Source organism: Alkalihalobacillus sp. NPDC127517, from assembly GCF_050276055.1.
Taxonomy (GTDB): Bacteria; Bacillota; Bacilli; order Bacillales; family Bacillaceae_D; genus Alkalicoccobacillus.
The window spans coordinates 220053-232656 of record NZ_JBNNQX010000008.1 but is presented as its reverse complement, the minus strand read 5'-3'; the positions used below and the strand labels follow the sequence as shown (position 1 = coordinate 232656).

At 40.0% G+C, this 12604-nt stretch carries 13 protein-coding genes and 1 riboswitch; of the genes, 10 read left to right on the top strand and 3 right to left on the bottom strand.

Translation table 11 applies throughout. The features are described from left to right. Nucleotides 1–200 precede the first annotated feature (200 nt). Nucleotides 201–1091: a YitT family protein gene (locus tag ACQKKO_RS13140; protein WP_498647871.1), complete on the bottom strand. Its 891-nt coding sequence runs from the start codon at nucleotides 1089–1091 to the stop codon at nucleotides 201–203. A gap of 243 nt (nucleotides 1092–1334) precedes the next feature. On the opposite strand from ACQKKO_RS13140, the gene ACQKKO_RS13135 reads away from it, so the two are divergent. From ACQKKO_RS13135 to ACQKKO_RS13105, 7 genes are all read left to right on the top strand, one after another. Then, a complete protein-coding gene (locus ACQKKO_RS13135) occupies nucleotides 1335–2171 on the top strand; it encodes a DUF72 domain-containing protein (RefSeq protein WP_498647869.1) in 837 nt (278 codons plus the stop codon). Between the two features lie 37 nt (nucleotides 2172–2208). Beyond that, nucleotides 2209–3030, top strand: a complete 822-nt coding sequence (locus tag ACQKKO_RS13130; RefSeq protein ID WP_498647867.1) for a sulfite exporter TauE/SafE family protein — start codon at nucleotides 2209–2211, stop codon at nucleotides 3028–3030. 18 nt (nucleotides 3031–3048) lie between these two features. Beyond that, nucleotides 3049–4413 (top strand): bifunctional metallophosphatase/5'-nucleotidase, encoded by a 1365-nt coding sequence (locus ACQKKO_RS13125; protein ID WP_498647865.1) that lies wholly within the window; start codon nucleotides 3049–3051, stop codon nucleotides 4411–4413. Between the two features lie 55 nt (nucleotides 4414–4468). Beyond that, entirely contained in the window at nucleotides 4469–4789 is a 321-nt protein-coding gene (locus ACQKKO_RS13120) for a YunC family protein (protein ID WP_498647864.1), read from the top strand. Between the two features lie 56 nt (nucleotides 4790–4845). Then, nucleotides 4846–5331 (top strand): dihydrofolate reductase, encoded by a 486-nt coding sequence (locus tag ACQKKO_RS13115; protein WP_498647863.1) that lies wholly within the window; start codon nucleotides 4846–4848, stop codon nucleotides 5329–5331. 69 nt (nucleotides 5332–5400) lie between these two features. Further along, nucleotides 5401–6168 carry a sporulation protein YunB gene (gene yunB, locus ACQKKO_RS13110; protein ID WP_498647861.1) on the top strand — a complete coding sequence of 256 codons (768 nt, stop codon included), beginning with the start codon at nucleotides 5401–5403 and terminating at the stop codon, nucleotides 6166–6168. Nucleotides 6169–6253: 85 nt separating this feature from the next. Continuing rightward, nucleotides 6254–6425: riboswitch (Lysine riboswitch) on the top strand. A gap of 89 nt (nucleotides 6426–6514) precedes the next feature. Beyond that, entirely contained in the window at nucleotides 6515–8119 is a 1605-nt protein-coding gene (locus tag ACQKKO_RS13105) for a Na+/H+ antiporter NhaC family protein (RefSeq protein ID WP_498647859.1), read from the top strand. A gap of 94 nt (nucleotides 8120–8213) precedes the next feature. Here ACQKKO_RS13105 and ACQKKO_RS13100 read toward each other — a convergent pair whose 3' ends face one another. Then, nucleotides 8214–8384 carry a hypothetical protein gene (locus ACQKKO_RS13100; RefSeq protein ID WP_498647857.1) on the bottom strand — a complete coding sequence of 57 codons (171 nt, stop codon included), beginning with the start codon at nucleotides 8382–8384 and terminating at the stop codon, nucleotides 8214–8216. A 315-nt stretch (nucleotides 8385–8699) separates the two neighbouring features. Here ACQKKO_RS13100 and ACQKKO_RS13095 point away from each other — a divergent pair, with 315 nt between their 5' ends. Beyond that, nucleotides 8700–10196: a sodium-dependent transporter gene (locus ACQKKO_RS13095; protein WP_498647855.1), complete on the top strand. Its 1497-nt coding sequence runs from the start codon at nucleotides 8700–8702 to the stop codon at nucleotides 10194–10196. Between the two features lie 19 nt (nucleotides 10197–10215). Further along, a complete protein-coding gene (locus ACQKKO_RS13090; protein ID WP_498647853.1) occupies nucleotides 10216–10335 on the top strand; it encodes a methionine/alanine import family NSS transporter small subunit in 120 nt (39 codons plus the stop codon). Nucleotides 10336–10377: 42 nt separating this feature from the next. On the opposite strand, the gene ACQKKO_RS13085 is transcribed toward ACQKKO_RS13090, so the two are convergent. Further along, nucleotides 10378–11382, bottom strand: a complete 1005-nt coding sequence (locus ACQKKO_RS13085) for a M23 family metallopeptidase (protein WP_498647851.1) — start codon at nucleotides 11380–11382, stop codon at nucleotides 10378–10380. Between the two features lie 178 nt (nucleotides 11383–11560). Between ACQKKO_RS13085 and lipA the strand changes: the two genes are divergently transcribed. Then, nucleotides 11561–12484, top strand: coding sequence for a lipoyl synthase (gene lipA / locus ACQKKO_RS13080; protein ID WP_498647849.1), 924 nt, complete (start codon nucleotides 11561–11563; stop codon nucleotides 12482–12484). The last annotated feature ends 120 nt before the right edge of the window (nucleotides 12485–12604 follow it).

The window sequence follows — 12604 nt, the reverse complement described above, 5'->3', positions numbered from 1 at the left end:
TGATGATATTGATTGATTCATAAAAAATATTTTTATCTCTTTAAAAACCTTAAAACCATTGATACATTAACTTTTTCGGAGGGAGTCTCGGGTTCACACACGCTCGCTTTCTTAAAAATACGAATGGCGAATGATTAGACCGTCTAATCATTCGCCAATTTTTTGTTAATTTTTAGATTTGTCTCAGGCTCTCTTGTTGCTTATTCCTGAGCTTGCTCTTTATAGAACTCTTTTTCTTTTTTATCTGAGCTAAATGTAATTTGAGTTGGGTAGTGTGCTTTCTTAAAAGAACCGCCACTTACGTCTTTTACGGTATGCACAACGGTAAAAGCATCGTCATCTAATTCTCGAATAAGCTTCTTTAAGAAAAACAATTGCTGCTTTTTGACTACTACATAGATCAAATTTTCTTCCTCGTTCACATCATAGTTCTTGCCTTGTAAAATTGTTGCATGTGTCCCTAAGTTTTTTTGAATCGAGCGAGCAATGGATTCATGATTCTTAGAGAAGATATGAACAATTTTTTTTGATTCAAACCCTTCTAGTACATAATCTGTCACACGTTTCCCAATAAAAAGCGCAACGACTGTGTACATGGTTAGCAGTGGTCCAATCACAAAGACCCCAGCTAGCACAACAAGGGTGTCAAGAATAAAGTTTGTGCCTGTTAAATCCCAACCAAACTTATAATTTAGCATTTTAGAGATGGTTGAGGACCCACTCATCGTACTTCCTGACCGAAAGATAAACCCAAAGCCAATTCCGGTAAACACACCCGAATATAAAGCCGCTAATAGAGGATCATTAATGGGACGTGCTAAATCTTCAAGAAGAAATAAGAAGAGTGAAAACAAGGGGACAGTAATGATTGATTTTACAATCATTGATTTAGGAAGATACCGATAACCTATAAGTAAAATAATACCATTTGCAAATAAAGTCACGACTGCTGGCGACCAACCTAAGCCAAAGTAAAATAATAACGCCAGCCCTGCAACTCCTCCTTCAGCAAGAGAATTGGGCATAGCAAAAATAGAAACAGAAAACGCAAAGAAAAATGTTCCGAGAATCATTAAACCGTATTCCTTCATATGTACCTCCTACCATTCGCCCCAACTAGTAACCATGTTACCCTACACCCTACTACTAAACAATGGTGTGGAGGACATTGTAACACTTACTCTAAATGTAAGATAGTCGCTTCAAGCTTGCTTCACGTAAAAAAGAGTATTATCATAAAAATAGAATACATACCATAAGTGAAAAATGAGCGAGTCCTTAAGGATTCGCTTTTCTTCTAGTTCAATCTAAAAATGGGTTAAGGAGCTACCAACATGATCTACATCGGATTAACAGGCTGGGGAGATCACGATTCTTTATATGAAGGAACGAGGGCAGCTGATAAGCTCTCTACTTATGCAGGCCACTTTCCAATTGTAGAATTGGATTCTTCTTTTTATGCGGTTCAGCCGAAACGATCGATGGAGAAATGGACACATGAGACACCGGATTCATTTTCACTTGTAGTCAAAGCCTATCAAGGAATGACTGGGCATCAAACAGGGTATGCTCCTTTTGATGATAAGGAATCGATGTTTTCTGCTTTTATTGAATCTTTACAGCCACTTGGTTCAAAGCTAGCTATGGTGCTCTGTCAGTTTCCTCCCTGGTTTGACTGTCGTAAAGAGAACGTTCAATGGGTACGCTATGTTAAGGAAAAGCTTGAGGGTTATCCTGTTGCGCTCGAATTTAGAAACCAAAGCTGGTTTAGTGGGGATATGAGGGAGCGTACTCTTGAGTTTATGGAACAGGAGGGTTTTATTCATTCGATTTGTGATGAACCGCAGGCTGGAGTAGGTTCGATTCCAACTGTGCTCCATCCAACAAATGAACTCAAAACATTAGTGCGTCTCCATGGTAGAAATACATATGGATGGAATGATACAAAAGACGGAAAATGGCGTGAAGTTCGGTACTTATATCGTTATAATAAAGAAGAGCTAGAAGAATGGCGCAAGTATCTTTTAGCATTACAAAAGCAAAGTAAGGATATTTACGTGATCTTCAATAATAATTCGGGTGGGGACGCAGCGGATAATGCTAAGCAATTGATTGATATGCTTGGAATTACGTATCAAGGGTTAGCCCCACGTCAGTTGGATTTATTTTGAATGTGAAACGATATGAAAAGGTAAGAAGGGTTGTTACATGAGCTGGTTTTTGTTAGTTGTAATTGGATTGGCAGCAGGAACAGTCGGTAGCTTAATGGGACTAGGTGGTGGGATTATTGTTGTACCAGCACTCTTGTCTCTAAATGGTGTGCTATCCATTCTAAATGATGTTACACCTCAAGTGGCTGCTGGTACCTCTTTATTAATTATGATCTTCACAGGAATTTCTTCAACAGTTGCTTACGCCAAACAAAAGACGATTGATTTTAAAAGTGGAGCCATTTTCTCTATTGGAATTATTCCAGGAGCCATCTGTGGGGTTGTGATTAATCGGAGCGTAAACACAGATGATTTTCTTCTGTATTTTGGAATCTTTATGTTAGTTGTGGCTTTTACGTTTTTTGTTCGCAAGTATTTAAAGCCAATGAAGTTGCGTCCAAAGGGATTTAAGCGAACGGTCATAGATCCAAGCGGGAAGGAATTTACATACGGCTATCAGCCTGTTTTTGCCGTTGTTTTAAGTTTCTTTGTTGGAATGATTTCGAGTTTATTTGGTGTAGGCGGTGGCGCGTTGATGGTGCCCATTATGATTATATTATTTGGGTTTCCAGCGCATTTTGCTGTGGCTACATCAATGTTTGTTATCTTAGTATCTGCATTCATCGGTTCGATTTCACATATGGCTGCGGGTCATGTGAACTGGCTCTTCGCACTTGCTCTTGTGCCAGGAGCATGGTTTGGTGGGCAGCTAGGTGCGGCCATTAATCGACGAATTTCAAGTGATCGCTTGATCTTTATTTTACGGATTTTTATGGTGATCGTTGCGATTCGTCTCATTATTCAAGGATTAAATGGATAGAGTAGGAGGGAGATCAATATGAGAGAACAGTATCTCACTCTTTTTCATACGAATGATATACACAGTGATTTTAATCAGTGGCCAGGAATTGTTCGTTATGTAAAGGAACATCGTACGAAGAATTCTTTATTTTTGGATTTAGGGGATCATGCAGATAGAAGTAATCCGATTACCGAAGCTACAGATGGACTGGCCAATATGGCCCTGCTTAACATAGCTGGAGTCGATTTTGCGACGATCGGCAATAACGAAGGTGTGACGTTTTCTAAGGATCAACTCGATACACTTTACGAAGAAGCATCGTTTCCGATTCTCCTTGCGAACTTATTAAATGAGGATGGAACTCAGCCTTCATGGTCCATTCCTTCGACGATTAAGGTAATGGAAAGTGGGTTGCGAATTGGCCTTTTTGGCGTCACAGCACCACTTTCACACTTTTACGAGAAGCTTGGATGGACCGTTGTAGATCTAACGGAATCTATAAAAAAAGAAATTGAAAAGCTCCAGCCTCAAGTAGATGTGATTATTCTGCTTTCACATCTTGGTTTATTTAAAGATGAACAAATTGCGGATGAGATTAAAGGAATCGATGTGATCATCGGAGCTCATACTCACCACGTGATTGAACAGGGTAAACGAGTGGGGGAAACGCTTATTGTTCAAGCGGGAAAACATGGTCATTATCTTGGAGAAGTGACGTTAACCTTTAATTCAAAACAGCATGTAACGATGTCAACAGCGGTTTTACATGAAACAAAGGAAATGGATGCGGATCCCGACACCATTCAATACTTAGAAAAGGCTAGAAAACAGTCTGAAGAGATTTTAAACAAACCATTGGCAACGTTGCCTGAGCCTCTCCCCGTTGACTGGTACAGAGAGACAACAGCTACGAGACTGTTATGCGATGGAATCACAGAATGGTGTGGAGAGTCCATTGGGATGATGAATGCCGGTGTATTACTGAGTGATTTACCTAAAGGACAGCTGACTCGTGGAGCAATCCATCGAATTTGTCCACACCCAATTAACCCTTGTGTCATTCAACTTTCAGGAAGTGAGCTTTGGACTACGATTGAACGAGCCTCTAGCTTCAAATTAATTAATTTAGAGCTAAAAGGGTTTGGATTCCGAGGCCAGGTGTTAGGTAAAATGATCTATACCGGTATTTCTGTAGAATTAGACCCAAATGACGAGGAAAAGGTAATAAGTATTTCGGTGCTTGGCGAGCCAATTGATCCTCAAGCTAGATATAGCTTAGCCACACTGGATATGTATACATTTGGATTCTTGTATCCTGAATTAACTGATTCAGAAGATAAAAATTATCTAATGCCAGAGTTCTTAAGAGATATCCTAGCCTGGAAGTTAAACCAACAATAATCAAGGAACCGTCGGCGCCCTCTCTCCATAGTATGTGGAGAAAGGGGTGTTTTCGATGATCGAGGTTCAACCGATTACTATTGAGGGTATAGGGTTTACAGCTATTACTGTCAAGTTACCTAAAACAAACTTTATGGCCGTAACCGGTGCAGATGGCTACATTATGTGTGGGGCATTAGATGTTGCCTTATTAAATGAAAAGTTAAAGGATCGAGGGATTTTAGCAGGGCGTGCAGTGGGTGTTAGGACGATCGAGCAGTTACTTGAAGCGCCGCTTGAATCTGTAACCTTAGCAGCAGAAGAAAAAGGTGTTAAAAAAGGGACAATTGGTAGAGAAGCCATGCTTTTATTACATGGACTTAAGCCTGATAAGTAAGGATTTTTCCTTACTTATCAGATGGTGGACAAGCCATATGACAGGGGGAAATATAGATGATATCTTATATTTTTGCAATGGATGAAGAACGAGCAATCGGAAAAAATAACGACTTACCATGGCATTTGCCGGCTGATTTTCAATTCTTTAAAGATACAACAAAGCATCACACGATTGTAATGGGGCGTAAAACCTTTGATTCTCTAGATAAGAAACCCCTACCTCATCGTCGAAACATTATTGTGACCCGCAATAAAGACTACGAGGCAAAGGGCTGCGAAGTGGTACATACGATTGACGGGGCGAAGGCGTTGTTTCATCCGGATGAGGAGACGTTTGTTATTGGAGGTACAGAGCTTTTTAAACTCTTTATGGACGATGCAGACCGCATGTATATTACTCGAATTGAAGGTGTATTCAACGGAGATACATTTTTCCCTGAGATACCAGAGGAAGAGTGGACGCTTGTTTCAAGTCGTGAGGGTGTAGTGGATGAAAAGAATAAGTACAAGCATCAGTATGAGGTATACGACCGAGCCTAAGGTTGTATAAAGTAAAAGGTCAAAACCCCCATCTTCTCGCATACAGTTAAGAGGGAGGGGGTTTTTGACATGTTTAATCGACGACCCATACGACGACAAACCAGGCAAAAAGGACCGTTGCCTTTTCGATATGTACTTCTACTATCCATTCTAATCTTTGGTGCCATGACCTATCAGGGGATCTGGCTAATTGATCAAAAAATTCGACCAGTCATCGTTCAGATTGCCGAGATGGAGCTGAAAAATATCGCAACTCATTCACTCGAAGGGGCGTTAAACCAAAAGTTAGGGCAGACCATTAACATGGATGAGCTCTTAATTATAGATAAAGATGATAGTGGATATGTAACGATGCTTAGCTTTGATGCCGGGGAGTATAACCGTATTTTAGGAGAAACATTAGCTGAGGTGCATCATCAGCTTGATCAGTTAAAAACAGGACCTGAAGGAGAGGTCATTGGCGAAGATCGCGTCATTCTTTATGAAATTCCACTTGGGCGAGCTTTAAACAATTCGTTGCTTGCAGAGCTTGGACCATCGATTCCTGTTAGACTTCAAACAATTAGTCATGTAAAGGTGAATATGAGTGATAAAGTAGAACCAGTGAATATAAATAGTACAAGAATTTCCTTGAATATTGATGTGGATATTGAAGTAGAAGTGGTTATCCCGTTTGCGGTAACAACTGAAGTAATAAGTGTTACATTACCTGTAGGCTTCTCGGTCATTAACGGACCGGTCCCTAATTACTATATGCAGGGTGGTGGAGGCGCAATTATGCCGGCACCTGTTGTGACCCCCGAAGAGATTGAAGAAACGGAAGAATCAGTAGATTAGATTAATTCTGATGGCTGTTGATCGAATGATTTGAGTGTGTTAAGGTATACAAGTTAATAAAACTAAATTGTATAAACCTCATGTCGAGTGAGGTAGAGGCGCGAATCTTAAGAGTACGTTTGTGGAGTGGCAACGATGATGCAAATGGAAAGGAAGCTTCGCCGAAACAAGAAGAGTGGCATATTCTTTTTGTTGGGTCAGTGGTGAACAACTACTGGACTGTCACAGTGTAAAAGCTGTGGAGGACTATCAACATGGAATGGGCGTTTGTGTATTGAGAGAGCCATCATGGGATATCCGTGATGGCTCTTATTTTATTTGATCAATAGAAAGGAACATTAGGTATATGGATATTTATTCAATTATTCCCCCGCTACTTGCACTTATCCTTGTAGTCTTAACAAGAAAAGTTCTCTTATCACTAGGTGTAAGCATCATTCTTGGTGCACTCATGCTTTATGATTTTTCAATACCTCGCGCAGCAACAGAAATTCTGCACATTGTTAGTTCTCTCTTCTTTAGTTATGAAGTCGCAGAGCCCACCACAATGAAAGCGATAACTGGTGCGATCGTAGACAGTGGTTTCGCTGTGAACGATTGGGAATTTTTTATTCTGCTCTTTTTGATCTTACTTGGGATGGTTGCTTCGTTTATTTCCTACTCGGGAGGAAGCACGGCCTTTGGAGAATGGGCAGTAAAACGAATTAAAACGCGTAGAGGAGCGCAATTGCTTCCCGTTTTCTTAGGATTTATTATCTTTATCGATGATTATTTTAATAGTTTAACGGTTGGAAATGTAAGCCGTCCTGTAACAGACCGTCACCGGATTTCACGAGCAAAACTTGCTTACTTTGTGGATTCCACTGCAGCTCCTATCTGTGTGATTGCTCCGTTATCCAGCTGGGGGGCGTATATTATTACCATTATTGCTGGAGTGCTCGAAAAAAATGAAGTAACAGATTATAGTGCATTTCAAGCGTTTCTTGCAATGATTCCGATGAATTTATATGCAATGACTGCATTATCAATGGTATTTGTAGTGGCTTTGTATAAGTTTGACATCGGTCTTATGAAAAAACACGAAGATTTAGCCATACGTGAAGGCGTACTCTATGATCTGTCTAAAGGAGAACCTGAGGGATCTGCTCAAACAGAAGCTGGTGAGCAGCAAGGTAAGATAAGCTATTTAATTCTGCCAATCTTATTACTTATGGTTGTGACAGTAGGAAGTATGATTAGTACTGGTATTATGGGTGCACAGGACGAAGGTATACCTGTTAACAGTATGAGTATATTGGAGTTTACTGATATATCTCGATCTTTATTATACGGAGGAATAGTTGGCCTACTTACAGTGCTCATTTGCACATTACGTACGAAACCAGCTGCAAAAGATATGCTTGTTGTGGCAAAAGCAGGTGTTAAATCAATGCTACCTGCCGTATGTATTCTACTTTTAGCTTGGACAATCAGCTCAATCATTGGAGATCTTGGTACGGGGGCGTATCTCGCTTCACTCGTAAGTAATGGAATTCCACCATTTTTACTTCCACTTATGTTATTTATAATCGCTGGTATCTCTGCTGTTTCAACGGGAACCTCATGGGGAACCTTTGCTATTCTTCTACCGATTGCTGGAGATATGGGAGCAACCGTAGATAGTTCATTGCTATTACCTATGCTTGCAGCGGTTATGGCGGGTTCTATTTTTGGAGATCATATCACTCCAATATCCGATACGACCATCTTATCGGCTGCGGGATCAGGTAGTCATCATATTGACCATGTGATGACGCAGCTCCCTTATGCAATCATCTCTGCACTAGTTGCAGCTCTTGGTTTCCTTTTGCTTCCGTTTCTCGGAACAATTGTGACGCTCATTCTAACGATCGCTATTTTAGTATTCGTTGCTTTTGTGATAAAAAAAGTTCAAAAGTCCAACCTCGCTTAAATACAAATAAAACGCGCATGCAACCAGCATGCGCGTTTTTTTATGATAGTCTAGCTAAATGATCAAATAAATAAGCAGCCACCCATTTACTAGATTACCTAACCTGTTGTACTTTCCAGTGATCAGCATTCAACAACGAATTTGCGTTCAGTTTCTTTGCTAACAATTCTGCAGCAACAGAATCTGTAAAGGTTTTATCCAAATGGCTGTTTGAATCCTTCAGAGTCTCTGTTACCCCTTTTACAGTACGAATGACTTTGTACATGGGGCACACTCCTCGATATCGATTCAGCCCATCGTGAAGCTGTTAGTTCATTCTCTCACACCCACTTAGCAAAGTATACAGTAGTTAAGTGAAATATACTCTTTTCCCTAACTTAATCATTTTTAAACATTAGTCGATGAATCTTTTATTTGGGTATAACTTACTTTGACAACTGCCAGGAGCATGCCTATAATGAATAATTGACATTGTGTTAAGAAAATGACGATTTTTCCTACAATATGTCTAATTTGAATTATCAGATCATTTTGACTAAAGGATCTGATTGCGTTAACAAGCCGAAGGGAGTTTAACAGGATGGCAGAAAGAGAACAGTGGGGTTCAAGAGCAGGGTTTATATTAGCAGCGATAGGCTCTGCGGTAGGATTAGGTAATATTTGGAGGTTTCCTTATGTAGCATACGACAATGGGGGAGGAGCATTTTTAATTCCTTATCTTTTTGCTTTGCTAACAGCCGGAATTCCGATTCTAATTATGGAATTTACAATGGGTCAAAAATATAGAGGCTCTTCACCATTAACGTACGCACGATTAAATAAGCGAGCAGAAGGGTTAGGATGGTGGCAAGTAGCTATTGCATTTGTTATTTCTACTTATTATTCGGTCATTATTGCTTGGGCCTTATCCTATGCTGTTTTTTCTTTAAATCTAAGTTGGGGTAGTGATCCTGATGCATTCTTTTTTGGACCGTTCTTAAATGCATCCGCTTCAGCTAGTGAAATGGGCTCGTTTGTTCCAAGTATACTTTTACCGCTTGTCCTTGTCTGGGCAGTTGCACTAGGTGTTTTATTCAAAGGAGTTAAACGTGGAATTGAGTTGGCGAACCGTATTATCATTCCAGCTCTTGTTATTATGTTTTTATGTATTGTGATTCGCGCATTAACCCTTGAAGGGGCTATGACAGGATTAGACGCATTCTTCAAGCCAAACTGGGAAGGTTTACTTAAGCCGTCAGTCTGGGTAGCTGCATATGGACATATTTTCTTTAGCTTATCAGTGGCCTTTGCCATCATGATCACGTATGCAAGTTATTTACCGAAAAAATCGGATATTAACAATAATGCTTTTATTACTGGTTTTAGTAATTCAGGTTTTGAAATTCTTGCAGGAATCGGAGTATTCTCAGCATTAGGTTTTATGGCTGTTCAAAGTGGTGTAGCTGTGGAAGATGTCGCAACTGGAGGAATTGGACTAGCATTTGTTGTGTTCCCACAGATTATTAGTACATTTCCTGGATTTAACGAGTTCTTCGGTGTTCTATTCTTTGGTTGCTTAGTTCTGGCCGGGTTAACTTCACTCATTTCCATTGTTGAGACATATGTTGCAGGGATCCAAGAGAAGTTCAACATTTCTAGAACAAAAGCCGTTTTATTTGGAGGCGGACTATCAGCTTTAATATCACTAATTTATACAACGCAAAACGGAATTAGAGTGTTAGATACCGTCGATTACTTTATTAATAACTTTGGTATTGCCGTCTCTGGGTTAATTTCTGTTATTGTTGTATCTTGGGTTCTTCGTAAGCTACCTGAATTGAAAGCTCACACGAATGAAGTATCAGACTTTAAAATTGGTGGCTGGTGGACGTTCTGTTTATCTGTTGTCACTCCACTTGTATTGGGTGTCATGCTTGTACAGAACCTGATCACAAACCTTACGACAAACTATGAAGAGTATCCAACTGGTTTCCTTATTACATTTGGGTGGACTGTTGCTGTTCTTGCCATCGTGTTCGGATTTATCCTTACTATGGTTAAATGGAGAACAGATAAAAACCAGTTAAAGCAGTACTAATAGGAAGGAAGAATACAATATGAGTACAAGTGCGATCGTTATGCTGATTTTAAGCACAACCATTATATGGGGTGGCCTTATCTTTAGCATTATTAATGCAAGAAGATCAACAAAGAAAAAACAACTTGATGCAAAATAATAAGAAGAGCAAGCATCCAAACAGATGCTTGCTCTTTAATATTTAGTTACTATTTCTCTTTTTAAAAGCCTGTCTCTCCCAGCTTTTAAGCAAAGGATAAGGATCAAACGACCACTCCGTTACCCCATTATCGCGATACATTCCGTAATGAAGATGAGGAGGGAACTTTCCTTGAGTTCCTGGCTTTCCGTAGCCGGAGCTGCCACAGTACCCTACAACTTGACCAGGTTTCACCACATCTCCTTTTTTAATGCCTTTTTCAAACCCACTAAGATGAGCATAATAATGATAGATGTTATCTAGGTCACGTATGCCCACTCGCCAGCCTCCGTAATTATTCCAGCCAATTAATTCAACGGTACCATATGAGGTTGATTGAATAGGCACACCATATCCAGCAAATAAATCTGTTCCCTCGTGAATTCTGCGTCCACCCCAGCCGCGTTTTGCACCCCAAGTACTGCGGTAGCTATAATTCGCGTGAAGTGGCATAACAAAGCTGTGTTCATGTAGATCAAGAGTACCGAATGTTTTATACGTTTTTGCATGAGATTGGACAATATTAACGGATTGTTCTCGCTTGTAATATTCCCATAAAGCAATTCGCATATCTTCTTCTTTAAAGCCGTACTTTTCTAAAAAATGAGCGAACGTAAAAAGTAGGTCTGCATCGTTAAACCGATCTGCAACTCCGTCCCCATCGCCGTCCATACCTACACCACCAAAGATACTGATGGAAAGCGGATCTGAATCATCCAGATCAGGATTTGTTGCACCGGCCCATTGAGTAGGTGAATAGAAGATAGAGATGAGTCCCTTTTCCTCGTCCCGATCTCTTAAAGCTTTGCGTAATCCTCTTTCATACGTATCAACAGCTGCGAGATAATACCAAGGAACATTTGTTAAGGTTTCTGTTTTTTTATACAAATTCATCCGATCATTATACGTCGTATCAGATTGCTCTGCGGCAAGTCCTGAGTGAGGAAGCAGCGCTTGTGCACAGATCATAAAGAAAAGAATGACTAAAGCTATTCGTTTTGGAGACATGTTTGGCTGCTCCTTTCAATCAAGCATTATAAAGGTAGTGTAAGCTTCAATGTGGAAAATATATTAGTGAATGATTGGCAATTTTTAAAAAGAGGGGTTTGGCTAAACGGTTTACTCGTGATAAAGTAAGAAGAGAATAGTCTTAAAGTTGATATGATTAGTAAGGATGGTGGATAGAGTGGCAAAGAAAGAGGAGCATGTCCGTAAACCAGAATGGCTTAAAATTAAGCTAAATACCAATGAATCCTATACAAACTTAAAGAAAATGATGAGAGAAAAGAAACTACATACGGTATGTGAGGAAGCAAGATGTCCAAATATTCATGAATGTTGGGCTGTTCGAAAAACGGCTACATTTATGATCTTAGGTGACATCTGTACACGAGCCTGTCGATTTTGTGCAGTAAAGACAGGCCTTCCTACAGAACTCGATTTACAAGAGCCGGAACGTGTGGCAGACTCGGTGAGTGACATGGGGCTTAAACATGTCGTGATCACTGCCGTAGCTAGAGATGACTTAAAAGATGGCGGTGCCGACGTTTTTGCAGAAACAGTACGTGCGATTCGTCGTAAAAATCCATTCTGTACCATAGAAGTGCTTCCTTCAGACATGCTCGGAAATGAAAACAGTCTGCAGACACTTATGGATGCGAGACCTAATATTATGAACCACAATATTGAGACGGTTCGCCGCTTATCTCCAAGAGTTCGGGCGCGTGCGACTTATGAACGTACGCTTGAATTCCTTCGTCGTGCCAAGGAAATGCACGAGGATATCCCAACAAAATCAAGCTTAATGATTGGTCTTGGTGAAACAAAAGAAGAGATTATTGAAACGATGGATGATCTTAGAGCAAACAACGTAAACATTATGACGATTGGTCAATATCTACAACCTACTAAAAAGCATTTAAAAGTACAAAAATATTATCACCCAGATGAATTTGCAGAGCTTCGTGAAATTGCGATGAGTAAAGGGTTCAGTCATTGTGAGGCCGGACCACTCGTTCGTTCGTCTTACCATGCGGATGAGCAGGTAAATCAGGCACAAGTAAATGAAGAAGCTAGAAAAGTACAAGATGGATCAACCGTAAATTCATAACAAATAGAAGACGGACATTCGATTAAAAGAAATGTCCGTCTTTTTAATGGTCAAAATGCTGTTCTCCTTTTACAAAACCCGACATTTCCTGCTACCTAATGCTTATGATACAATGGAAAA

Coding starts and splice junctions, on each gene's coding strand:
- ACQKKO_RS13140 (WP_498647871.1), bottom strand. CDS start 1,091: ATGAAGGAATACGGTTTAATGATTCTCGGAACATTTTTCTTTGCGTTT.
- ACQKKO_RS13135 (WP_498647869.1), top strand. CDS start 1,335: ATGATCTACATCGGATTAACAGGCTGGGGAGATCACGATTCTTTATAT.
- ACQKKO_RS13130 (WP_498647867.1), top strand. CDS start 2,209: ATGAGCTGGTTTTTGTTAGTTGTAATTGGATTGGCAGCAGGAACAGTC.
- ACQKKO_RS13125 (WP_498647865.1), top strand. CDS start 3,049: ATGAGAGAACAGTATCTCACTCTTTTTCATACGAATGATATACACAGT.
- ACQKKO_RS13120 (WP_498647864.1), top strand. CDS start 4,469: ATGATCGAGGTTCAACCGATTACTATTGAGGGTATAGGGTTTACAGCT.
- ACQKKO_RS13115 (WP_498647863.1), top strand. CDS start 4,846: ATGATATCTTATATTTTTGCAATGGATGAAGAACGAGCAATCGGAAAA.
- yunB (WP_498647861.1), top strand. CDS start 5,401: ATGTTTAATCGACGACCCATACGACGACAAACCAGGCAAAAAGGACCG.
- ACQKKO_RS13105 (WP_498647859.1), top strand. CDS start 6,515: ATGGATATTTATTCAATTATTCCCCCGCTACTTGCACTTATCCTTGTA.
- ACQKKO_RS13100 (WP_498647857.1), bottom strand. CDS start 8,384: ATGTACAAAGTCATTCGTACTGTAAAAGGGGTAACAGAGACTCTGAAG.
- ACQKKO_RS13095 (WP_498647855.1), top strand. CDS start 8,700: ATGGCAGAAAGAGAACAGTGGGGTTCAAGAGCAGGGTTTATATTAGCA.
- ACQKKO_RS13090 (WP_498647853.1), top strand. CDS start 10,216: ATGAGTACAAGTGCGATCGTTATGCTGATTTTAAGCACAACCATTATA.
- ACQKKO_RS13085 (WP_498647851.1), bottom strand. CDS start 11,382: ATGTCTCCAAAACGAATAGCTTTAGTCATTCTTTTCTTTATGATCTGT.